The following is a 24,451-nucleotide window of genomic DNA, read 5'->3' on the forward strand; positions in this document are numbered from 1 at the left end:
TATAACTGCAAAGTAGGTTGAATCATGAACCAGACAAGCCTGGGCGTTATCGGGGGCATGGGCCCCAAAGCTACGGCCGTTTTTTTCGATATGATGCTGGAGAATACGGTGGCGGATCGGGATCAGGATCACGTGGATATGGTCATTTTGAATCATGCCAGCTTGCCTGACCGTACCACTGTTATTCTTGAAGGCCGGGAGGAACAGTTTCTGGAGGCGGTCTCCAAAGACTTCAAACTGCTGGAGCGCGCGGGTGTGTCCCATATCGCCATTCCATGCAACACCTCCCACTATTTTTACCGGCAAATGCAGGAGATGACAACAATCCCGATCATTAATATGGTCGAGGAAACCGTCAAGCTGGTATATGAGCGTTACGGCGAAGGAAGCAAGGTAGGCATTTTGGCCACCAACGGTACGATCAAAAGCGGCATTTATAAGCAGGTATGCAATCAATACGGTCTTCAGCTCCATGTACCGGATGAACGGCAGCAGGCGCAAGCTATGAAGATCATCTATACCAATGTCAAAAGCAATATGGATTTCTCTCCAGAAGAGCTGGAAGAGCTGATTCAGGAGCTGATTGGCAACGAAGGCTGCTGCTGCGTCATTCTGGCTTGCACGGAGCTTTCCTGCATTACGCTGGGCTCCGTTGCATCGGAAGTCAGCGTCGATGCCATGCAAGTGCTGGTGGAAAAAGCAATTGCACTGTCGGGCAGGCAAACGGTGCATTCTCTTTCTGTTAGCAACGAGTTGGAATAAGGCTCCTGCCGGAATCGATCTAACCCCCTATCTTAGATGGGGGGTTTTTGGTGTGCGCCGACAACAATGGAACCTCGAAATGAACGACTCCCCTTTTAAAAAAGTAATAAATTCCGCTTATTGATGTGGCATTTACAATAGTGTGTGTCATACAGTATAATAAAACCAGGAGTTGATGGAATGGCTGAAGTAAATGAAACGGTTAACGGTTTGCTTAGCGAGCTGCGAAGAGGGACCATTGTCATCGGCGTACTCAGCCAGCTATTGGATGAACCGCAATATGGCTATTCGCTGGTCCCGGTTCTGAAGGAGAAAGGGCTGGCCGTTGACCCTGGAACGCTATATCCGCTGCTACGCAGGCTGGAGAGCCAGAAGCTGCTGGAGAGCATGTGGGACACCAATGAGTCGCGGCCGCGCAAATATTATGTGCTTAGCTCCTTCGGTAGAGACGTATACAGAGAGCTTTGCAAGGAATGGCGCAACCTTATGGGCAGTATGGAAGGAATTATAGGTGCGGGAGGAATGCGGGATGGAATTGATTGATCGGTATATTTTCAGCGTTACGCAGCAGCTGCCCGAAAAACAGCGAGCCGATATTAAGCGGGAGTTAAACAGCTTGATTGCGGATATGCTGGAAGAGAGATCGCAAGGAGCCGTTTCGAAGGGAGATGTCGAAAGCGTGCTTCTTGAACTGGGACACCCCGATGCGCTGGCGTCAAAATATCGTGGACAAAAGCGATACTTTATTGGTCCCGCCTTATTCGGACCGTATCTAGACACGCTTAAAGTCGTTTTTATCTCGCTTGCCATCGCCATGACCACCGTATTGTTTTTGGACGCGTTTGCTTCCCCAAGTGATCCGGTCGATAAAATCATTAACTATTTAGGCTCCCTGTACTCCGCCGGCTCTCAAGGCTTCTTGTGGGTGACGCTCATATTCGCCTGGCTGCAATACCGCCAAAGTAAAAATGCGATTGGCGACGGGGAGAACCACGCCGAATGGAAACCTTCCGCGCTCCCTCAAATCCCTCACGCAAAAGCGCAGATTAAAATGCGCGAGCCTATCATTAATATCTTTTTGACCATCCTTTTTATGTCTCTTTGCCTCTATGCGATTGATTGGATTGGCGTTTGGACCTATCAGGACGGGACTAGGTTTGCGATTCCGTTTTTTGAATCAGACGTGTTCCGTCACTATTGGCCGCTTGTCTGGATCATTGGGGCGCTGGGCATATTGAAGGAAACCTTGCGTATTATTGCCCGCAGAAGAAGCGTAAAGCTATTGGCGGCCCATGCCGTATTAGCGGCTGTGTCGACACTGCTGCTCGTTATGATTCTGGCGGATGCCGCCATCTGGAATTCAGGCTTCGTTGACCATCTGGTAAATGCCGGGGTATTGTTCACAGGAACCGAAAGCTACGATACGGTATCCTCCTTGTGGAAAGGCGTTTCGGAATGGGCCTTGTTTGCCATCGTCATCGTTGCTTTGATCGATATTGGCTCCGAAGCTTACAATACGTTCAGCACCAAAGATGCGGGCTAAGGCGCGAAAGGCATGAAAGGCGCGAGAGAGAAATCCCATAACGGGAAACATGAGGAATTGCGTGCCGTGTTGCAGGGTTGAAGGAGAGTAGATGTACCCTTCTGGCAGTAACTCTAGGCCGAGGGTTTCTGGGGGTGTGCAGCCGTGTTGCGCACTCTTCCGCTTTCCATGTAATCGGCTGCTGTCTTGCGCTGTATCTCACCTAACGGTCAGATCTGTCCATTACACTCGTTTTTTCGCCAAAATGGATTTGTAACGGACAAATCTGTCCATTAGAGCCAAAAAATTGACATTTTCCGCTTCATTTACGCTCTAATGGACAGATATGACCAGTAGAAATGGTCTGGTCGGTTCAAACGTCTTCTAAGGACCATTTTTGTCCGTTAGAAAATTCTTCGAGTCCGTAAGGCTAATCCTTCTTGTGCTTTTAACAGGTCTACGCAAGCAGGAAACCACAAACGCGGCCTTTACAAAAAAAGCTTCCAACCCGTGAACGGGAATGGAAGCTTTTTTGATATGAGGGTAGCCGCTTGTGATGGATAAGCGCATGTCCCGCGTGCAGCTTTTGATGCGATCAGTTAGCACGGGTCCCGCTTGCAGCCTTTGATGCGATCAGTTAGCACGGGTCCCGCTTGCAGCCTTTGATGCGATCAGTGAGCAAATCTCCCACGTGCAGCCCTTGATGGAATCAGTTGACACACATTCCGCTTGCAGCCCTTAATGCGATCGGTTAACACATGATGTATGGGCAGCCTCCGTTTTAACAAGCTAACCTTTATTGGCTCCGCCGAAGCTGAAGCCTTGAGACATAAAGCGTTGGCCGATGATGTAGAGGATAACAGCCGGCATGGTGTATAGAATAGAGAACGCGGCAAGCTTGCCATATTGAACGATGCCGTTTTGCCCGAAGTACTGATAAATGGTAACCGCCGCAGGCAGTTTCTCGGGACTTTGCAGCAAAATGAACGGCACCAGGAAGTTGCCCCAGCTTCCGGAGAACGCATAGATGCCAACCGTAAAGATGCCTGGCAGCAGCAACGGGGTGATGACGAGACGAAGCGTAGTCCAGATCGACGCACCGTCCACCCATGCCGCTTCCTCCAGCTCAACGGGAACGGAATCCATGAAGTTTTTCATCATCCAGATGGAATACGGCAAAGCGGAAGCCGTAAGGAACAAGATGGTGAAGAACAAATCGTCTTGAAGTTTTAAAGCGATAAAGAATTTATAAACAGGAACCATCACCGCCGTAATCGGCAAACCCGTAGCAAATAGAATGATGTACATAAACATCTTTTTGTAGCGCAGCTGATACCGGGACAGCGGATAGGAAGCCAGACCGGCTACGATAACAACCAGCAGCGCTTGTCCCAGGGCCAGAATCAGGCCGTTGGCGAAGGAGCGCTGGTTATCAGCGCTGGTAATGGTAGCTGCATAATTGTCAAGCGTGGCCTGCTCCGGCAGCTTCAGTTGCAAAGTGGCGTTCGCATCGAACGAAGCCAGCGCCAACCATAGCAGCGGCAGCAGGAACAATACGCCAATGATGCTTAAAACGATATAGGGTAACGCCCGGTTCGCCATGTAGCGGTTGAACAAGGGGCGCTTGCGTTTGACGCTGCTCATAGTTGCATCCTCCTTAATTTTCGCGAATTGCCTTGGTGTTCTATGCGGAAGCTACAGCTTCACTTTGAGTAGCTTCATGTACAGCAGGCTGGCAACAATGCCGATCAGGAGCAGGACAAGCGAAATCGCCGTTCCATAGCCAAGCTGATAGTTCACGAAGGCCTGATGGTACATGTACAGCGGCAAGGTTTCCGTAGCATTACTTGGGCCGCCGCCCGTCAGCGCAAAAATCAGGGTGAACGAACCAAGCGTCTGAAGCGTGATCAGAACCATGTTAGTCACGACCGAGCTCATAATCATCGGAATCGTGATGCGAACAAGCCGCTGCCAAGGAGAAGCGCCGTCGATCATAGCGGCTTCCTCTACTTCTTTTGGAACATCGCTAAGCGCCGTCTGGAACACCATCATGGAAAACGCAGTCCCCCGCCAGATATTGGCGATAATAACGGCTACCATCGGAAAGGTATATAACCAAGTTATCGGTTCAAAGCCAATGCTTTCGATGATGGCATTGACCGTGCCGGTATCATTCAGAAATGCAAACCACACAAAAGCGGTAACGACTTCAGGCGCAACCCAGCCCGAAATAACGATGGAGCCGATGACGCTGCGGAAGGTTTGATTACGGCCGTTCATCAGAAACGCGATGATAAAGCCCAGCACCTGCTGGCCAACAACGGCTGAGAAGATCAGAAATACGATTGTATTCCACACGGAAATGCGGAACGTTTCATCCTGGAACATGTACGTAAAGTTTTGAAAGCCTATAAACTTGGTATTGGCGGCCGCAGCCCCCGTTAAAGCCATGTTAGTAAATGCTAAATAAAAGGTTAAGGCTGCTGGTACAAAGAAAAAGAGCAAAAGTAAAACCCAAGTAGGCGATAAAAAGAGAGCCGCCCTCCACTGCTCGCTGCGATTCCCATTCCGCTTCCGGTTGGAAGATCGGTTGTTGGTGTCTCCCATCTGGCACCCTCCTGATGTGAATTAAACAGGCAAGCCGATTGCTGCGAGCAACAATCGGCTTCCCGATTTCGTTACTGAACGGGACCGCCTTACCTGCAATATGGCAACGACCCCGATAAAGGCTTTATTACTTCGCCGTTACTTTATCAGCACCGACTTTTCTTTCCACGCTCTTCGCATAATCCTTCATGGCTGCTTCAGGCGCAAGCGAAGCGCTCGCTACTTTTTCAACCATTTCCTGTACTGCCGTGGAAACTGCAGGGTAATCGGAGTTCGTCGGACGAACATGCGTATACGTGATAAATTCAGCTGCTACACCATACAGCGTGCCCGGTTGGCCCGTGTACTCTTCGTCTGCCGCAACGTCTGTACGAGGAGTCAAAGCGCCGTCCAGCATTGCGAATTCTTTGTTGTGCTCTTTGCTGGTTGCCAGTTGAATAAACTTAAAGCCCAGTTCTTTTTCGTCGGCTTTGGCGCCAACGCTCAGTGTCCAGCCGCCGGACATCGACGTAAAGCCTTGGCCTTGTCCGTTTTGCGTCGGCATCTTAGCGAAGCCGTATACGTCCAGCGCTTCCGGCCATGGCTTGCCGCCTGTAGGAGACCAGTTGCCTGTCAGCCAGTTGCCGTTCAATGCGATAGCAACTTTGTTATTCGGCATCAGGTCGGTTTCAAGAATTTGTCCAGCCTGTGCAGTCATCACTTGCGAAAGCTTAGGACCCATGCCCTCAGAGTAGATCGTGTTGATAAATTCCAGGGAGCTCAGAAGGCCCGGGCTTTCAGTAACCCATTTGCCGTCTTCAAACATTGTGTCGTCCGTGCCATACAGCAGCATTTGCAGAGTTTGCATCGTTGTAGCCTCTTGACCCGCTTTGCTGGAGTTCATCCAGAACGGAATAACGTCAGGAAGCTGGGCTTTAATCGTACGGGATGCTGTCAGGATATCATCCCATGTTTTTGGCTCCCATGGTACAGGAAGACCGGCTTGCTCGAACAACACCTTGTTGTAGTAAAGTCCGCGAACGTCAGTGGAAAATGGTACGCCGTAGATTTTGCCGTCCGTTCCCGTTACGGCTGCTTTAATGCCTTCGTTGAAATTGCTCCAGTCATCCCAAGTATCAACAGCCAGCGGCTCCAGATAACCGGCTTCGCTGTCCGCATTGATCATGAAGGAATCCTCAGCCAATACTTCCGGCGCTGTTTTTTCGTCCATCATCAGAAGCGGAATTTTTGTAGCATATTGCGAGCCCTCGATCGGGTTCAATTCAACCTTTACGCCGGGATTGGCTTTTTCAAACTCTTCTTTAACGCCAGTCAGCCATTTGCCCCAGTTGTCCGTTTCATTCCATTTGCCGTAAGCGACTGTAATTGTTTTTGTAGCGCCCGCGGATGAACCGTTGCCGTTCTCGCCGGAAGTGCCGGTGTTGGAGCCGCCAGTGTTGTTAGAGCAAGCTGCCGCAAATAATGTTACAGCCGCCAATGTTCCCGCCAAAACTGTTTTTCTGATTGTCATCCTAAAGTCTCCCCTTTTGACTGTCTTGTGATTTTGACTTGACGGTGTTCCTATCTTAACGAGTGTTCATACTCGATGGAACCGAATATCCAAGGTAAGTCAGGATCAATTCGCTGAACAGAGAGTTGGCCCAAGAAAACCATTCGCGGGTATATTCCGCAGGATTGTCCTTATGGAAGCCCTCGTGAAGGAAGTCGGTGCCGGCATCAGTGCTTTCCAGCACATTCAGCAGTTGTTCGATCTCTTCCTTATTCTGAGAAGTCAGCGCTTGCATGGCGAGCGAAATATGCCAGATGTAACCTTCAGGCGTATGCGGACTGCCGATTCCTTTAGCAGCCGTGCCGCTGTAGTAATAAGGATTTTCTTCGCTCAAAACAAATTTTCGCGTATTGAGGTATACCGGATCGTTGATATCGCAGCATCCCAGGTAAGGCAGGGACAAAAGGCTAGGCACGTTGGCGTCGTCCATCAAGTTATAGCCGCCCAGACCGTCCGTCTCGTATGCATACATCGTGCCGTGTGTCGGATGCTCAACCGTGGCATGTTTGACCGTGCCGGCTTGAATTTCGGAACGAAGCGCCGCAGCTTGCTTGGCCAGCTCTTCATCCTTCAGAATTTCGACAGCGATGGTCGCCATGTAGTCCAGAATAACAATTGCAAACAGATTGGATGGAATCAGGTAACCGTACTCACAAGCGTCGTCGCTTGGGCGGAAGCCGGACCAAGTCATGCCCGTTGGCGCGCTTGGCGTTCCTTTGCCCTCATTAGGCAAAGTATCCGATGCCGGGCAATCAAACCGCTGGAAGCGATAAGCCGATTGCTCATCGTGATTCTGCTCCGTTCTCCATAGCTTCAGGATACTGTAGCAGGCTTCGCGGAAATTATTATCCAGGTGGCTGGTTTTGCCTGTTGTATTCCAGAGCAGATACGCTAGCTGGATAGGATAACACAGAGAGTCGATTTCGTACTTGCGTTCCCAAATCCATGGGGTCATTACTGTATCGTCGTTTTGATGGCCTCTGCCGTCTGCGGTTTCATTAAATGCATTGGCATAAGGATCATGCAAAATATATTGAATCTGCTTTCTGACAACGCCTTCAATCATAGCCGCTAGCTCTTGATCTTCTTTGGCCAGAATCAGATAAGGCCGAACTTGAGCTGCAGAATCCCGAAGCCACATAGCCGGAATATCGCCGGTAATGACGAATACGGAGCCGTCCGATTGCGGCTTAAGCGTCGTAATCAACGTGTTTGCATAACAATTGCCGAACATGCGGGCCAGCTTTGGCCGGTCCTTCAGTTTTTCCTCTACTTCCCGAATCAAGCCTTGCACCGATCCAGGCAGCGCTCCTATTTCTCTAGACATGCAACACATCCCTTTCAATTAACCGCTTTCATGGTGTTGATTAGAATATTAATATACCTTATCCAATAAGTCAATATGTTATGTTATATTATTTTAGCAAATGACTTATACCCTATTATGCGCAAAAAATCCCCCTTCCATGTGAGGAAGAGGGATTTTTATTTTAGAGCTGAGGTGGCTGTTAATGGTGTTCTTACATGCCGATAGAATCTCGGCGATTAGGCCTGCTGCGGCGCCGGACCCGTCGATTTGCCGGGAACCAGCTCTACATCCAGCGAAATTTTGCTTGGAAGCGGATTGCCTTCAATCAGCTTCAACACATTGTGAACCGCCAGCTGTCCGATTTCCTTCTGGTTTTGCCGCAGGTGGGTAAAGGAATACAGCGCCGATGTGCTTGGCGGGCTGTCAAAGCAAATAATGGAGATTTGGCTTGGGATATGCATGCCTAGTCCCTCCACCGCTTCCTTGGCGATCAGAGCCAGCTCGTATTCCATGGCGAACAACGCCGTAATGCGCGGGTGCTCCAGCAGCATGCTTTGAATCATTTTGACATTTTTCTGGATTTGATCATCTGCCGAACCGGTTCCGGTCCAATTCATATCCGTCAGCCAAGAGGATCTATCCAGCAAAATACCGCCTTCGGCATGCGCCTGCACGAAACCTTCGATACGTTCCTCAATCGCCACATTATCTGTTACGCGGGAAGCCAGCAGGCCGATATGGCGGTGCCCCCCCTGAAACAGATGCTGTACGCCCATGCGGGTCGCCGCTACGTTATCCGAACTGATTGCCGTTGTATCCGTCCATTTCAAATAACGGTCCACCAGCACATGCGGGAACTTGTCGATTACGAGCTTGAGTATTTCCGTGCTGAAATTCTGTCCGCGCGTCGGATAAATAATAAGCCCGTCCACGCCGTATTCCCGCAGCATCATAATGGCTTGCTCTTCAACATCCGGCTGACAGAATGAAATGCGCAGCAGCAAATAAACGCCCAGCTCTTGGGCCGTACGCTCCATCTCCGCCAACATTTCCTTGCCGTAGCTGTCGCTAAAATCCTCCATAATCAGCCCCAGCACGAGCTGCTTGCTTCGCGCAGGCTCCTCGGCCGAAGGTTCTCTCACTTGCGGCTGCTGCGGTTCCGGCTCCGCCGTTTCCCCGGAATTATGCTGGATGACAAAGGAGCCGCGGCCTGGCTGTCTCATAATATAACCGTCCTGCACAAGCATATCGAGAGCTTTCTTGGAGGTGATTCGGCTGACCGAAAACTCCTCCATCAGCTCTTTCTCCGAAGGGATGCGGTCGCCGACCGCGTATTCCCCTGCCCGAATTCTGTCGCGCAGCATCAGATACATTTGCTCATACCGCGGCTTTAAAGATTTTATGCCTTCCATACAACTCACCTTCAGCATCTATTTGTCATATTTTCATAATTACATTGCTTCATTAATAGCTAGATTAGTCATTACAACTTAGTATACTATGTTATATCATTTATGGGAAGGTTGAAATCGCTTTATTTTCAATCGGATGGAAAAACAGCACCGCCTGCGGCATTAAACCGGGCAGTGCTGCTTTTGCGCTTGCTCTTCACTTGCGTTTGATTTCGCCTTACTTTTGCTTTTGCTTTACTTTTGTGTTTATTCAGTCTGGCGACATGCCGCCCTTCATTTTTTTAATGCCGTCCTTCCAAATGGGCAATCATCCGGTACAATACTTGAATGCTCTCCGCTCGCGTCAGACTTTCCTGAGGAGCATAGCGGTTGCCTCCGCGCCCTTCGATCCAGCCTACGGCATGCAGGCGACGAACTGCCTCTTCGGCCCACGGGCTAATAGAGGAGTTGTCTTTAAAAGCCGTCTTTTCTGTCTCCGGCAAGCGGTCTTCATCCGATGCAAGCCCGTAGGCCCGCAGCATCATCACGGCCATCTGCTCCCTTGAGATTGGAGCATCCGGCCTGAAAAGTCCATCCCCGTAGCCCTGAATGATACCGGCTTGATGGGCAACTGCCACTTCCTTTGCATACCAGGATACGGGGGACACATCACGGAATGTGGACTGAACATTCATATCGAGACGCAACGAGCGGACCAGCAGCGCGGCGAACTCCGCACGAGTCACTTCCCGATCAGGGGCAAACCGGTTGCCGCCCGTGCCCGATGCAATTCCTTTGGCCGAAAGCGCCCTTATGGCAGGGTAACCCCAGAACGTAGGCGCTACATCCTCAAAGGAACGTTGGATCTGAAGGATGCCATAATCGCTGAAATGCCTAATGTCCGCCGTAAGCCATCCGTCCGATAATACGCCGCCGGCGTAGACGATCTCTCCATTTTCGGCGAAATGGAACAGTCCGGAAATGTCGCCCTCCGCGGAATCCGGCAGACGCAGGCTGAGCGCAATCGGAACGTCGAAGCGGTCAAGCTTGGTCACGGCTACTCCATTTTGGGCTAGCGCAAGCTCCAGGCGATAGACATCTCCCGCTGTCACGACCACGGTTTGGCCCGCTCCAACGGCCCGTTGAGCCAATTCCTCCGCCTCCGAGGCTTCAAGCTTCTGCAGAATTAGCCGAATCGTCGCCCCGCCTTCCAAATTACCTGACGAAACCCGCTCCAGCAGCTGAAGGAATACCCGGCCCGGCATCTTCAATGAAAGGCCAGCCCCGGTCACCAGCACGTCGTTCTCCTCCGAATATTGTCCCGGATCAGACGGCAATAAAATCTCTTTGGTTTCCGGCTTCAAATGGATAACCGCTACGCCTTGCGCATCATAGGACAAGGTATCCACCTTCAGAATTTCGTTATCGGCTTCTCCGACAATCGGGCCTATCCATCCGCTTCCCGGAGTTCCGCCGGTATTCCATAATTTAAGACCTTGTATTGCTCCATTGATGTCGTCCAAAGCGGATTCCAGGGCGGCCGGGGTTGCCAGCGTCTCCAGATTGCTCTGAATTCTGCTAATAGCAGCAAGCAAGGCTTCATAGGAGTCCGCCGTATAGCGGTTGTCCGCATTGGCAATTGCCTTGGCTTCTTGCAACATCTGTAACAGAATATCCAGCTCAACCGCAGCTCGATCTCCCGTCGAAATCATCGGCTTTGGAGCCGGGTCCATGCCTTCGCCCAGGAAAAAGCCGGTGTGAGGCGGCTGGTTGTAGGCGACATTTTGCCAAGCTACCCCAAGGCGATAGACCGGATCATGCATCAATGTATAGATGCGATGCTCCGTTACGTCAACGGTCGTATGAATCTGCAGCTCGGTGCTGTCGCTTGAAGCCCAGATCACCTCTTCCCGCCAATCGCCGAACAGGTCCGCCTGAAGTACGGGATTGCCTTTTGTATGGTTGCTGGTGCGCGTTCCCTCCGGTCTATAGATTTCCTCCAGCGTGGAGGTCTCCCAGTTCCATTTTTCGATTTTTCCATAGCCGTGAGGATCTGCGTCGGGATCAAAATCGTGATCCAATAGCTCCCGCAGCAAATCGCCGTCCCACCATACGGCGTGGTTGATGGATTTAGGCGAGTTTTCGGAGATGACTTCTCCTTCGACCGAATACAAATTGCTGCGGCCCGTGACTCCATTCCAACTGTTCGACGCCCATATTTCCGCCCCCTCATAACGCGGGTCAATGTCCGCCGCAAGCCCACGGCCTACGTCGCTGCCCGTCCGTACGCCCCACAGAATTTCGCCCGTTTCCGCATCGCGAAGACTGAAGCCATACGGAGAGGAGGAGGATTCATGAGGCTGGTATACCTCAAGCCCTTGCCGGTTCGGATTCAGGTTCGATACATGAATGGCATCGCCGTGTCCCCAGCCGGTTGTGTACAGGCCGGTTCCGTCATGATCAATGACGCTGGCGCCGTAGATGATTTCGTCAAACCCGTCGCCATCCACATCCGCAACGGACAAATTATGATTGCCTTGTCCGGCATATGAGCCGTTGCCGGAATCGTTGCTGTCGAATACCCACTGCTGCTTCAGCTCCCCGTCCGTAAACGCATAAGCGGCAAGCACCGTGCGGGTGTAGTAGCCGCGCGCCATGACCAGACTTGGCTTTTGGCCATCCAGATAAGCGACAGCGGCAAGAAAACGATCCACCCGATTGCCGTATCCGTCGCCCCAACTGCTGACGTTGCCCCTCGGCGGATGATAATCCACAGTATGCAGGGCTTTGCCTGTAGCGCCTTCAAAAACCGTCAAATACTCCGGCCCATCCAGAATATAGCCTGCCGAATTGCGCCAATCCGCGTCGGCATCCCCGATGACCGTTCCTTCTCCGTCTATCGTGCCGTCCGCTGTTTTGAAGGCAATTTCGGCTTTGCCGTCGCCGTCAAGATCATAGACCATCAGCTGAGTGTAATGCGCGCCCGCCCGAATATTCCGTCCGGCGTCTATGCGCCATAACCGTGTGCCGTCCAGCTTGTAGGCATCAACAAACACATTGCCCGTATAGCCCGACCGCGAGTTATCCTGGGCATTCGAAGGCTCCCATTTCAAAATAATTTCGTACACGCCATCCCCGTCCACGTCCCCGACGCTGGCTTCATTGGCCACGTACGTATAGGCATTGCCGTCCGGCGTCACGCCGTCTGCCGGTTTGTCCAGCGGAATGCTCCAATACTGCTTGCTCCATACGGGCACCTTGCCGGTCGACAAAGCGCCGCTGCCGCCAATGACCTTCACCTCGTACTCCGATTCCGCCGTCCCTTCAAGGTCCAGGTAGTTGGTGCTGGATACAATGGGTTCGTTGTTCACTTTAACCCCGTTGCGGTAAACGTTGAACCGGACGCTTTCGGGATCGGTGCCCAGCATTCTCCAGCCGACATAGACGCCGTTCTCCGTTTCAATCGCAACAACCGACCGGTCCAGCTTCTCCATTTGCCGGATCAGCGGCTGTACAGCAGGGGAATGCAGCGGCTCGCCGAGCGCGGAAATGCCTCCTTCACCTACAGCTCCGACCCGATAGTAATAGTCGCTGTGTAGCGATACGCTTTCATCGAGATATGACGCCGTTTCCGACGAGCCAATCCGGACATACGGTCCGTCCTCATGTCTGGAGCGGTAGACGTAATAGGCAAGCGCTCCCTCCGACTCCCCCCATGCCAGCTTTACGGCATTGTCTTCCGTCCCTGCAATAGACAATCCGACAGGAACGGCCTGAGCCGACAACTCGCCATTCCACAAATCGGCTTTAACTTCGTTGCTGGGAGAGGATTCGATACCCTCGACGGTTACCAGCGTGACATGATACACATATGAAAGTCCCAATTCGGCCGTCTCATCGCGGTAAGCCGGCTCGTTCGTGCTGCCGATCAAAACAAATCCGGCTTCGCCATCGATTTGGCGATATACATGATAGCTGGCCGCCGCGCCGGACCTTGTCCATTTCAAGCCGACTGCGGCATCCGGCGTCAAAACAATTTCTTCCGTTGTTAAGCTGTCAATCGACGACATCGATATGATTTCCAGCGCATTGATTCGTCCGTTGTCCCGAATGTCAATGTTCAGCTGGCCGTCGCTCACGGTCGTCATTACCGTCAGCTCCGCAAATTGACCGGCAGGCGAGGTGATGCTTCCCGCATCCACGCCCTCCACCGTAAAGCCCGAACGGTTAAAAGCAATTTGATCGCCCGCGATGATGCGCAGGAAATAGTCGCCGTCCGGCACATCCACCATAAAAGAATATCCGCTGCCTATAACAAAATCCCTTCGCAAATCATCCGGAGTCCCTCGGTCGCGCTGATCTACGGCTTTGCTCAAGCCGTAACCCACGCTTTCGTCATATACCGAGTTATTGGCTATACGAATATATCCTTGGGCAACGGGACTTGTGGCTGAGCCAAAATCAAAACGCCAGCTTGGCGGCGGATCGGGCTCATTCGGCTGCTCATCGCCCACATAAGGCAGCGGCCCCGCATTCGGCACAGTCACCTTGCTCCAATCGATATCCGACGCAAAATAAAAGCTGGGATATGCCGGCTGATTGTACGTCGTATTTTGCCAGGCAATGCCCGTCCGGTATTGAATATCGTGCATTAGCGTATGCAGCTTGCGATCCGTCACTTCGGTGCTCAAATAGATACGGATGGCGGAGCTGTCCGCCGTACGAACCAGCAGCTCCTCTCTCCAATCGCCGAAAATATCAGCGACAAGCGATGGATTGCCTTTCGTGTAATTGTTTGTGCGGGTTCCCGTTGCGGTCAGAAGCCGTCCGCGCTCCCAATCGTCGATGGTTGGCGTATCCTCGCGCGAGCCGTTTACAATGGCCGTGCTCATATCCGCAGACCATTTGATGTTCATGTTGGTGCCCGGCATGCTGGTTCCCAGCTGATCTCCGCCGGCGCTCCATAAGCCGACCGCCCATGTCTCCAGGCCGCGCTGGCCGCGCGCGATATCGCCAATCATACCGCGCCCCGTATCCCTGCCGGTGTAGCCGCCATAGATGACCTCGCCTGTGGCTGCATCCCTTAAGGCATAACCATATGGGGCCCACGGGCCGCCTTCAAACACGCTGAATATTTCCAGGCCGGGCCGGTCGGGATCAATATCCGCGACATGCATGGCGTCTCCATGCCCCAAGCGCACATATGCTCCGGGATCGGCGCTGCCCTCCGGCAGCGTGGCGAAGGAACTATACCGCAGGCTGCCGTCATGATCGATCGTGGCCGCGCCGTAAATGATCTCCTGCTTGCCGTCCCCATCCACATCGGCCGTGCTGAGAGAATGATTGCCTTGCGTCGTTATTTTGCCAAAAACGGGATCGGTTCCGTCGACGCCATGCGGACTGTCATGAAACGGATTGCTCATGGGGGCATGTCCGCTATCCACATACCAGCGCTCCGAAAGACGATTTCCATCCCAATCGTACGCCACCAGCGTCGTGCGGGTATAATAGCCCCTCGCAAATACAGCGGAAGGTTTATAGCCGTCTAAGTAAGCTACGCCAGCCAAGAAACGGTCCACGCGATTGCCGGGTTCGATCCGGGCCATGGCGTAATCGCCCCAAAGCAAGCCGTCGTCGCCGCGTCCCGGCTTGTAATGCACCGTCTGCAGCTCGGCTCCCGTCTCGCCGTTAAACACGGTCAAATATTCCGGACCGCTCACAATAAAGCCTTCAAACTCCCTCAGCCGGTTGTTCACGCTTCGAGAAGGCGCATAGGTGTCAAAAAAATAGTTCGCCAGCAGCTCCGCATCCTCGCGGGCCAGCGGGTATTGGAAGCTATGCGTATCGGCAATTCCCAAGCTGTCCTCGATGGTCGAAGGCCAATTGCCGGCCATTACCTCCTCATGGGCATGCCAATTCATGAACATTTCAACCACATGCTGAAAATAATCCTCCGCGCTAAGGCGGTAATCGTCCGAATGACTAAATCCTTCCGCAATATCCTCCTGCGGCATCGTAATATAGCGCTCGCCGGCAGGCTGTCCGTTGGCGTAAGAGATTATTTTGGTGCCGGGAGCCGTCTTGAACATCATCTCGGCTTTGCCGTCTCCATCAAAATCATAGACCAGGAACTGCGTGTAATGCGCCCCCGACCGGATATTGACACCCAGATCGATCCGGTAGAGCAGCGTCCCGTCCAGCTTGTATGTGTCGATGTAGGTGTTGCCGGTATAACCTCGCTGGGACACATCCTTGGAGTTGGTTGGCTCCCATTTGACGATGTATTCATATTGTCCGTCTCCGTCCACATCGCCTACGCTCATATCATTAGCGTGATACTCGTAGCTCTCGCCCGCAGGCGTAACGCCGGGTGCAGGCCTTTGCAGGGGCAGATCATAATGCGGTTGCGCCCAAGGCTGTACGGAGCCGCTTTGCTCCTGCTCGACCCCACCCAGTAAAGCGCTTACATAATAGGCGGAAGAGGTATCGCCTTCCTTATCCAAATAATTAGTGCTGTCTGTTACGGTTGCTATTCTGGAACCATCTCTGTATACATAAAAATCAGTTCCCCGAAGTCCGGAATCGGAATACCCCTTTACCTCATTGGCCAAAAGCCGCCAGCTTAGGAAGATGCCCTCCGAGGTTGCCGCCGCTACGAGACCGCGATCCAGGCTTTCCAGCTGAATCTGCATCTCACTACCTCCATTGTTCTCTGCCGATGCCACTCCTCCCCAGTTTATACTGGCAGCCAGCATGACCACAATAACAAGCATTGAAATTTTCCGGTGCACGATTAGCCTCCTTTTTCCCTTTGGTTTACGATTTCGGTTGCTTTCCCTCTCTGCTGATAACCGTCCCGCTCCACCTCCTTGCCCCCCATTTTACAAATAACGGTTTCCAAAAGCTGTTTACATAACCGAGTAAAATCAACAAAAAACAGACTTTCTGGAGAAAAGTCTGTCTCAGTCATTCGTTTTCGTATCAATCATTTGCATTCGTATTGGCCATTAGCAACGTTAAACGCTCCTCGTTAGCCAGCTTCGGGCAGGAAGCGCAATAACCGTGCGATTCGAGCTTGTGCGCGAGACAACAATGCTTCCGCAGATAGAGGGGCGGTCCCGTCCAGCGCGGATGTTTAAACACCTTATATCGGGGAGAATCCAAAAATGCTGCGGAAGCCAGCATCCCCCAATCCTCCTGAATGATCGCGAGCCGATCCTGTCCCAAATGAAATTCCGAATTTGAAGCAAGACTGGCATATAAGCTGTACACATTGTGTCCGATAATCGACCACATAACCTTTTCATTCGCGCCCGTGCAAGACGACACAGCTCGCAAAATCGGCATCAGATGTTCTTCAAGCCGCATTATATATTGTCGCGTCATCGCAGAGCGGTCCATCACTCCGGGCTCCAATCGTTCAAATGACGCCGGATACGCTGTATAATACATGATTCCACGATTGGCCAGAGTAATCCCGACTTTTCCATGCTCCAAGCTTAGCGGAACGTCGAACAAGCTCCATGCGGCAAGCGCTCCTCTCGCCCATACCGAATAGCGCTTGGCGAACAGCGTCCCCGTTACATGAAGCCCGGGTTGGCCCAACGCCGCTTCTTGCCGCTCCAGAATACGAACCAGCGAGCGTTCAGCAATCAAGTCTTCGGCGGTATAGGAAAAGGAACGGTCGGAGGCAGGCTCGGAATGAAGCGTTATGGCAAAATAACGGCTAAGGGAGGCCGCAGCCTCCCCCAGGTCCCGAAATGATAGCTCCGCCATCTATTGAATCATGCCAAGCACTTCGTCCAAAATCTTACCACGGCCGATAACGCCCCAGCCCTTAAAAAGCCAAAAGGAGTCCGTCTCATATACATTTCCGTTCTGAACAGCCGGCAGGCCGGTCCATAGCGCCGACTCATTCATGCTCTCCATAAATTCGCTGCCGTTAGGATCAACCTCAAGCACCAGCCGGTCTGCGCCAAGCTGCGGAAGTGTTTCCAATGAGAGATCCTCTCTCTGTTCCTTCGGCGTTAAGTCTGCCGGCTCAAAGCCCAGCTCCTGGTACAGGAAGACATTTGTGGGATGCCCTTGCTGGGCGTAAATTTGGACTATGTCCTTCCTGATTCGAAGATACGCCAGCTTCTTGTCCGACAAAGCGCTCACCCTCTCCTTAACCTCGGCCACTTTGACTTGGAGCTCGCTAATGACGCGCTCTGCTTCCTCTGTCTTATCGTACATTTCGGCAATGGTCATCAAGTCATTGGTCCATTCATTCGGCGCATAATCAAGCCACTCCGTTCCCAACACGATCGTAGGCGCGATCTTGTTAAGCTCTGAATACGTCGACTCCGCAGTGCGACTTTCAATCAGAATGACCTCGGGATCAAGTTCCAGGATAGCCTCCAGATTAGGGCTGTCCGCCGAACCTACCAGACTGACGCCTTGAAGCTGGTCTGCCAAATAGGGCAAGTAATCGCCGCCGTATCGGGCTTCTACGTTAACGCCTACCGGCTTCTCTCCGATCGCCAGCAAGTGATCGATATAGGCGGCCGAGAGGACGACAATCCGTTCAATTTTGGCCGGAATCTCGCTTGTCCCCCAGAGATGGGCAATGCTGCGCGTAGTTGGTTCTGCTGCTGCCTCGCTCGCGGCAGGCTCTTCACTGGCCGACAGCTGCGTTGATTCGGGCGCCGCGCCGTTGCCGCCACAAGCGGCTAGAATGAACATAACGATGGTCAGCATGAGCCATCCGACTGTTTTTTTCCTGAAAATATACATGTTTTGTCTACCCCTCTGTCTAGTAATGATAATAATTATCATTATATGGGCGGCAAAAGGTTACTACAATGGAACAAATACCTCAATCACGATGCATAATATCACCATCCGCCAGCTTCAACTGGCGTGCAATACGCCTGGCGGCAGACAGCCTTCCAGAGGGTCCCAATGTCCGAAAAAACAAATCGCCGGCTTCATAAACGCGTCCTTCTCTGACGGCTGGCATGGCATTCCATTCTTCAGACTGCTGCAGCGTCTTCAGACGGTTAAAAGCCTCCTCCGTGGGGTCGGTCATCAGAAAGATGTGATCAGGCCGGAAGCCACTCCAATGATCTAACCGGAAGTCTAACCACGGCTTTCCGGATAACCCTTCCGGCACTCCCAATCCCAGATCGCCATGCAACAGCGAGCCCGTCTGATTAGCAGCGCTGTAGATCCTGTAGAATGAACCGCATACCCGCACGAAACATGCGGTCTGGCGTCCCCAAGCGGCCATGATCCCCTTCCTCATCTCCTCTTTGGCGATCGTATAACGTTCAATCCACTGCCGAGCCTCTTGCTCCTTACCGAATAAATCCCCAACCTGCCTTAACGTTAGGCTGTAATCATTGGAATGCTTCAGGACAGCTATTGGAGCAATGACGCTCAGCAATTCGTCTTCCCGAAGCCTGTCGCTGGTCAATATAAGATCCGGTTTCGCATGAAGGAGCTTGCCGTATTCCGGATCCGGATTGTAACCATCCAGCCATACTCTCCCTTCGTCCTTATCCTCCTGCCTTGCCGTTATGTGCGTAGAAGAGACTCGTCTTGCATAGGATAGCGAAGCAACCGGCTGCAACCCCAACGTCATCAAATAATCATCGAGTCCGTAATAAACGGTGGCGATCCGCTTGCATTTGTTCTTAATATATAAGGTTGGAGCGACGCCCTCCGCTTTTTTGAAAGCCCTGCTGAAATAATGTTCATCCTTGTAGCCGACCTTTCGGGCGATCTCCTTAATTTTGCCGGAATCCAGCAACAGCAGCTTGGCCTTGGCCATGCGCTTCTGCTCCACGTATTTAATAGGCGTCATGTTCATCAGGGACTTGAAGGTTCTTATAAAATGATTGATGCTGAGCCCAGCCATGCTTGCCAGCTCTTCCAGCCTCAGGTCCTTCATAAAATGTTCGTTCATATAGGAAATAGTGTATTCAAGGCCAACAATGTGGTCGTTTGCCGACTGCCTTACCAGCTCTTTGTTCAATAGTATGGCCAGCAACCGCTGCAGCTTGAATGTTCGCTGAAGCGCAAGCGGCATATCGCCATGATGCTCGCTATCTTCTTCTTCATGCGTCCATTGATCCATCACTCTTAACACACGTCGGGCGACATCATCGGAAAGCTTGCCTTTAACCGGCAGCTCCAACTCCGTCGTCTGCCAGCCTTCTGCCGTTTTGAGAAGCCGAACACCGTCGAATAACAAGAGGGTATAAGCAACAGGCTCTCCCATCGCGACTTTCCCCTCCACCAATGTGCCTGACGGGAGGACGATCACATCTCCTTCCCCCACCAAATAGACGGTTCCGTTCACGATCAATGTGCCTTCTCCGGACGTGATGACCGCAATGCAGTGTTTGCGCATACTCCGCTGCGGCAGCATCTCTGCATGACTCTCATGCTGAAGCAGCTTAATAGAAGAAAACCAGCTACGGCCAAGCTGTCCGTTGATTGCCGAATTTTTCATGACGCCCCCCGTCCTTTCCGCCGATATATGAATGGAATCTTTAGAATGAGACTAGCAAATAGAACTAATCTTCGCAACCGGAAGACTGTTCCTTGCCGCTCCCGCAATAAGAAGGGGCGTTCCGAAGTCGCCGTTGACCTCTGGAACGCCCTTTCTTCGTTTACTTCGCGGAAATCAAGCTGTCCGCAATATATTGCAGCTGGGATTGCATCGTGACTGGATCGTTGAACGTGTCTGCCGTGGGATCAAGCTGAAATACGTTTCCCGCTTTCACGGCAGGAAGACCTAGCCATACCGCGTTTTCGTATACGATCTTCGGATCTGCCGTATCGCCTGACCACGGCGAAGTAAAGATAATATCCCCAGCAAATTGCGGCAGCATCTCCATCGAAATGGATGCCCAACCCGTTCCGCTGTCAATAACCTGTTTCTGGCCTTCCTCCGGCGCTTTCAGACCAAACTCGCTGTAGATGATCTCGCCACCGCGCCCATAGTTATGGCCGAAGACGTACAGTCCTTTCTCGTATGGATTAAGAATGGATACGGTTTTATTGCCTACAGCTGCTTGCACCTTGGGTTTCAACTCATTGATTTGGTCTTCCCACTGCTGTATCCAAGCCTCTGCTTCGGCTTCCTTGTTTGTCAATTTGCCGAATTCCATCAGTTGTTCCCTATAAGCCTTGGTGCCATAGTCGATAGTGACAACCGGTGCTATTTTCTCCAGTTGGTCAATACCTTCCGTTCCGCTGAACACAACGATCAGGTCGGGATTCAGAGCAAGCACGTTTTCGGGTGTCGGCTCGTTGCCCAGGCTTTGCGCGCCTGCAAGCTTATCCTTCAAATACGGGCTATTAAAAACTCCTTCCTGAACGCCAACAGGCGTGACACCCAGAGCGAGGAAGTAGCCCGTATAAAACGCCGTTCCGTCCACGATGCGTTGCGGATTGCGCGGGATTTGAATATCCCCGTTGGCGGCTTTAAAGATAACCGTCTCGCTGTCGCCTGACGCCGCATCCGCCGTTTCTGCGGGAGCAACAGTCGCCGTTGGTTCGGAAGCTGTGACGCTGCCCCCCTCGTTGGCGCTATTGCCTTCGTCTCCTCCGCATGCCGCAAGCACGGTCGCCAGCATAAATAATAGAACAAGCGACAACAAAACCTTTTTTGACTTCAACACAACTCTCCACCCCTGTATATTTCGATATTGATAATCATTATCAATATAGCATGAAGGTTGGCCATTGGCAATTTATTTTTGGGGCCGCATTGCATGCTAAGGCAGGCTGAATTGATCAGCTTCGTGACGAGGTAAATACTCCCTTTTTGCAAGTTGCGCCGAGGGAGGCTCCGGTGATATAATATATCTTGCTGCGCGCCCGTAGCTCAGCAGGATAGAGCGACAGTTTCCTAAACTGCAGGTCGTACGTTCGAATCGTATCGGGCGCGCCATATAATAGTCCTGAGAACCCTTGATAATCAAGGGTTTTTCTTTTTTTCATTACCGAGACAATATTGATTGATAAGCTATTGGGATCGGAATTGGGATCGGAGTTTGTTTTTTTAGGGGAAATTTATATGTATGCCTAGTAAGATTTAGTTAGGGTGCCCGCCTGCCAGTCTCTTAGCCTATGTTGATAACTTTTGTCTCATTGGCGAACTCAACCTCAACATCCACTGGAAGCGAGACACCTTTAATTATTAAAATTGCGTGTAATAAGGTTTTGAGTTGTTCTAGTTCCATTGTATTCTCACATTCAAAAGTGATTTGTACCACATAAATCCCTCCTGTGACGATCTTGGTTGATTTAACTCTTTTAAAAGCTATATACTCAAAGTACAAGTCCTCTGAGTTAAAAAAACTTATTGAAAGGTGAACCTTATGCTTTCCCTGGAGCTAGGGGAGAGCCTGCTGGAACCACGATTGAAAGAGGCTAATTTAACCAAGGCTGAATTCGCACGTCGCCTTGGGGTTTCTCGCCAGTTCATTAACCTAATCATCAAGAAAAAGAAGATGTTCTCGCTTGAGATGTCTTTGAAGGCCTCCTACATCCTGGACTGTGAACCCAGAGACCTCTACATTGTAAAAATCAACGACAGCGGGCTTGAGTAGTTTTAACTACTCCCCTATGCCCATATTGTCAATCTATAGATTGACAACTGCGCCAATTGTACCATCGTAAACTTGGGTATTTTGTCACATTTTGTCGAACGAGCAAGTTTACAACTTCCATTAGCCAGTTGTACATATGTCTGACATTTTCAATTAAAATAAGCCACCAAAAATATGGTGACTTTTCTTTGCTTATAAAAGAATACTACGAATTCCCCAGTAAATAGTTTGATAAAAGTATGATCCAAATTGTGCTCTTTTGGCAGCATGTAAATCATCATGGCGTTCCTTGTGAAGTGAGTACACCTTTAGTGATATTTGGGATGAAAAAGTGAAAATGGGAGAAAATAAAAGTACTCCATCGAGCCTGTTTACAGGGCTCCTTTCCAATTCAATAAATGGGCATCGCATGGGCGATTTACAAGATCTTTAGGAGAGGAAATCACATTATGATCATCTTTCAAAAGCAAATATGTATCGTCCTCGTTATATGTTTGACTTTTCCACTCCTAACTGGCTGCTGGAACAGAAAAGAATTAAATCATATAGCCATTCAGCTCGCAACGGCAATAGATATGGTGGGAGATGAATATCAGGTAGCTACTCAGGTTGTTATTCCTGGCGAAGTCTCAAAATATGAAAGCAGCAATAATTTATCTCCTGTTACATTATTCCACGCGCAAGCACCAACCATTTTGGAAGCCTTTCGCAAATTGACTGTAAGAAGTCCTGGAAAGATTTATTCTGCTCATATTCGCCTTGTTATTATTGGTGAATCGCTTGCAAAGCAAGGAATATCAGAAGTATTGGATATATTTAATCGCAATCCTGAGACACGTAAAGATTTTTTTATAGCTATTTCCAAAAAAAGTGATGCAATGGATGTGTTAGAAGTCATCACTTCTTTGGAACGTATTCCTGCAGATAATTTTTACCATATGATCGAGACATCGAGAAAAAATTGGACAATAAGCAATGCTGCGACCATAGATGAACTTATCGAGGAACTCGTGTCTGAAGGAGTAAACCCCGTACTCCCCGTATTGAAGTTATACGGCAGCTTAGATGAGGGAAAAATATAACGAATGCCCAGGAAGTTCAGCCTAATGCATATGTGAAATTGGAAGGGCTAGCTGTTTTTAATAATGATAAGCTTGCTGGATGGTTTGGTGAAGAACAAAGCAAAGGTTATAATTTTATTAAAAACAATATTCGAAACTCAGCAGGACATATTACATGCCCCAGTGGTGAACTTATTGGTATTGAAACCTTGCGTAATGAAACTAAAATAAATGTTGAAATTTCAGAAGGCAAACCAGTAGTAACCATCAATATCAAGAATGTTAGTATTGTTTCGGACGTACAATGTACAATAGATGTTAGTTCGCCAGAAACCATCAATGAAATTAAGAAGAAAGCCGCAGAACGGATCAAGGGAATAATAGAACGTACTATTCATCACGCACAAAGAAAATATCAATTTGACGTTTTTGGATTTGGTCAACTTTTTTATCTAGAACACCCTAAATCATGGGCAAAAATGAAAGAAAACTGGTCAATCTATTATTGGCCAAACCTAGAAGTCAATTGCGACATAAAAGTTCAAATCCATAAAATCGGGACAACCCGTACCTCGGTAAAGGATGCTTTGCGCTTTTAGACAATAAAACCTAAAAAGGGCCAACCCGATCCGCCAGGAACGAGTCAGCCCTTAACCTGTCAATTACCAGTTATCTTTATCAACTTCGCGTCTCTCGCTTTTACTTGCCGCTTTCAAATCATCCTTTACGCTTCCCTTCCACAGAGCCACACCAGATCGGTAAGCAGCCCGCGCATTCAAATGACCGGCGACCGGAGAGGTTAGGAATACAAATAATATCCCAAGCAGAAGCTTTAAACTGAAATGTTGATGGAATATCCAGAAATATAAAAACACACCACTAAGAATGAATAATACCCCAAGTGTCGCACTCTTTGTTGCGGCATGAGATCGCAGATACACATCCTGCAATCGGATAAGACCTAGCGCGCTGATTACCGCAATAATCGCCCCAAGTAACACGACAACCCCTAACATGACTTCAACAATCTTATTCATCAGTTCCAGATTCAAGGACAATCCCCCTCTCAATGTACCTGGCCATTGCCGTTGTGCCAATGAAAGTCAAAATTCCGATGACCAAGATCAGATCAAAATACGCTTCGGTCTTATTCACCATCCCAATTACGGCAACCATGGATAAAAGCAAAATGCCAATCGTATCCAGTGAAGCTATACGATCCACGATTGACGGTCCGAGCAACAAACGATATAGGCAACCAAGAATGGCTATCGCCAATAGTCCGAGGGCTATCCAAAGAATCGTTTCCATCATCTTGTTACCTCCAGAATCGCCTTCTCGAAAGAATTTTTTATTTGCTCGGCCAAGTCATCCGATTCATTGATATTCATCGCGTGAATAAATAAACTTCCCCCGTCTCTCGATACATCCAACGTCAGTGTACCCGGCGTTAAACAAATCAAACAAGCTAACAGTGTGATCTCAAAATCCGTTTTCAACTCGGTATCCATTTTGAAGATACCGGGCCGAACTTTGATTTGGGGGCGTAAAACCTCGACTAGAACCGTAATGCCGGACAAAATTAACTCCTTGTTAAACAATGCCAGCAATTTCATAATCGCCCATATCTTTCTTAACATTCTCA

Annotated in this window: 20 protein-coding genes and 1 tRNA gene; 7 read left to right on the forward strand and 14 right to left on the reverse strand. The window is 50.4% G+C overall.

The genetic code is table 11. The annotated features are described in order from the left end of the window. Positions 1-24 precede the first annotated feature (24 nt). From cuyB to ACX93W_RS26440, 3 genes are all read left to right on the forward strand, one after another. Complete coding sequence (cuyB, locus tag ACX93W_RS26430) at positions 25-762, forward strand: cysteate racemase (RefSeq protein ID WP_459395361.1); 738 nt, start codon at positions 25-27, stop codon at positions 760-762. 180 nt (positions 763-942) lie between these two features. Beyond that, the gene (locus ACX93W_RS26435; protein WP_459395362.1) at positions 943-1,305 is read left to right on the forward strand and encodes a PadR family transcriptional regulator; all 363 of its coding nucleotides are present in this window, start codon (positions 943-945) and stop codon (positions 1,303-1,305) included. Then, positions 1,292-2,305, forward strand: a complete 1,014-nt coding sequence (locus ACX93W_RS26440) for an HAAS signaling domain-containing protein (protein ID WP_459395363.1) — start codon at positions 1,292-1,294, stop codon at positions 2,303-2,305. Before ACX93W_RS26435 ends, ACX93W_RS26440 begins: the two co-directional genes overlap by 14 nt. Before the next feature lie 768 nt (positions 2,306-3,073). Here ACX93W_RS26440 and ACX93W_RS26445 read toward each other — a convergent pair. From ACX93W_RS26445 to ACX93W_RS26490, 10 genes are all read right to left on the reverse strand, one after another. Then, a complete protein-coding gene (locus ACX93W_RS26445) occupies positions 3,074-3,928 on the reverse strand; it encodes a carbohydrate ABC transporter permease (RefSeq protein WP_459395364.1) in 855 nt (284 codons plus the stop codon). Between the two features lie 51 nt (positions 3,929-3,979). After that, a complete protein-coding gene (locus ACX93W_RS26450) occupies positions 3,980-4,891 on the reverse strand; it encodes a carbohydrate ABC transporter permease (protein ID WP_459395365.1) in 912 nt (303 codons plus the stop codon). A gap of 127 nt (positions 4,892-5,018) precedes the next feature. Beyond that, on the reverse strand, positions 5,019-6,401 hold the full coding sequence (locus ACX93W_RS26455) for an extracellular solute-binding protein (RefSeq protein WP_459395366.1): 1,383 nt from the start codon (positions 6,399-6,401) through the stop codon (positions 5,019-5,021). A gap of 55 nt (positions 6,402-6,456) precedes the next feature. Continuing rightward, a complete protein-coding gene (locus ACX93W_RS26460) occupies positions 6,457-7,767 on the reverse strand; it encodes a glycoside hydrolase family 125 protein (protein ID WP_459395367.1) in 1,311 nt (436 codons plus the stop codon). 218 nt (positions 7,768-7,985) lie between these two features. Continuing rightward, complete coding sequence (locus ACX93W_RS26465) at positions 7,986-9,161, reverse strand: GntR family transcriptional regulator (RefSeq protein ID WP_459395368.1); 1,176 nt, start codon at positions 9,159-9,161, stop codon at positions 7,986-7,988. Positions 9,162-9,442: 281 nt separating this feature from the next. Beyond that, entirely contained in the window at positions 9,443-15,931 is a 6,489-nt protein-coding gene (locus ACX93W_RS26470) for a rhamnogalacturonan lyase family protein (RefSeq protein WP_459395369.1), read from the reverse strand. Between the two features lie 190 nt (positions 15,932-16,121). Beyond that, a complete protein-coding gene (locus tag ACX93W_RS26475; RefSeq protein WP_459395370.1) occupies positions 16,122-16,916 on the reverse strand; it encodes a (2Fe-2S)-binding protein in 795 nt (264 codons plus the stop codon). Further along, entirely contained in the window at positions 16,917-17,915 is a 999-nt protein-coding gene (locus ACX93W_RS26480) for an ABC transporter substrate-binding protein (RefSeq protein WP_459395371.1), read from the reverse strand. An 82-nt stretch (positions 17,916-17,997) separates the two neighbouring features. After that, entirely contained in the window at positions 17,998-19,638 is a 1,641-nt protein-coding gene (locus ACX93W_RS26485; protein ID WP_459395372.1) for an AraC family transcriptional regulator, read from the reverse strand. Between the two features lie 160 nt (positions 19,639-19,798). Further along, a complete protein-coding gene (locus ACX93W_RS26490; protein WP_459395373.1) occupies positions 19,799-20,812 on the reverse strand; it encodes an ABC transporter substrate-binding protein in 1,014 nt (337 codons plus the stop codon). A gap of 195 nt (positions 20,813-21,007) precedes the next feature. Here ACX93W_RS26490 and ACX93W_RS26495 point away from each other — a divergent pair. Continuing rightward, positions 21,008-21,084 (forward strand) — tRNA-Arg (locus ACX93W_RS26495). Positions 21,085-21,256: 172 nt separating this feature from the next. On the opposite strand, the gene ACX93W_RS26500 is transcribed toward ACX93W_RS26495, so the two are convergent. Then, entirely contained in the window at positions 21,257-21,409 is a 153-nt protein-coding gene (locus ACX93W_RS26500) for a hypothetical protein (RefSeq protein ID WP_459395374.1), read from the reverse strand. Positions 21,410-21,514: 105 nt separating this feature from the next. Between ACX93W_RS26500 and ACX93W_RS26505 the strand changes: the two genes are divergently transcribed. From ACX93W_RS26505 to ACX93W_RS26515, 3 genes are all read left to right on the forward strand, one after another. Beyond that, a complete protein-coding gene (locus ACX93W_RS26505) occupies positions 21,515-21,745 on the forward strand; it encodes a helix-turn-helix transcriptional regulator (protein ID WP_459395375.1) in 231 nt (76 codons plus the stop codon). 449 nt (positions 21,746-22,194) lie between these two features. Beyond that, positions 22,195-22,827, forward strand: a complete 633-nt coding sequence (locus ACX93W_RS26510) for a Ger(x)C family spore germination protein (RefSeq protein WP_459395376.1) — start codon at positions 22,195-22,197, stop codon at positions 22,825-22,827. A gap of 32 nt (positions 22,828-22,859) precedes the next feature. Then, complete coding sequence (locus tag ACX93W_RS26515) at positions 22,860-23,405, forward strand: Ger(x)C family spore germination C-terminal domain-containing protein (RefSeq protein WP_459395377.1); 546 nt, start codon at positions 22,860-22,862, stop codon at positions 23,403-23,405. 63 nt (positions 23,406-23,468) lie between these two features. Here the strand turns inward: ACX93W_RS26515 and mnhG are convergent, their stop codons facing one another. Genes mnhG through ACX93W_RS26530 form a run of 3 tightly spaced genes read right to left on the reverse strand, consistent with a single transcriptional unit; the run spans position 23,469 to position 24,446 of the window. Continuing rightward, positions 23,469-23,843 (reverse strand): monovalent cation/H(+) antiporter subunit G, encoded by a 375-nt coding sequence (mnhG, locus tag ACX93W_RS26520; RefSeq protein WP_459395390.1) that lies wholly within the window; start codon positions 23,841-23,843, stop codon positions 23,469-23,471. After that, positions 23,836-24,120, reverse strand: a complete 285-nt coding sequence (locus ACX93W_RS26525; RefSeq protein ID WP_459395378.1) for a Na(+)/H(+) antiporter subunit F1 — start codon at positions 24,118-24,120, stop codon at positions 23,836-23,838. The genes mnhG and ACX93W_RS26525 overlap by 8 nt, the downstream gene beginning before the upstream one ends. After that, complete coding sequence (locus ACX93W_RS26530) at positions 24,117-24,446, reverse strand: Na+/H+ antiporter subunit E (RefSeq protein ID WP_459395391.1); 330 nt, start codon at positions 24,444-24,446, stop codon at positions 24,117-24,119. The genes ACX93W_RS26525 and ACX93W_RS26530 overlap by 4 nt, the downstream gene beginning before the upstream one ends. Between the last annotated feature and the right edge of the window lie 5 nt (positions 24,447-24,451).

It is taken from the genome of Paenibacillus sp. CAU 1782, from assembly GCF_054551715.1.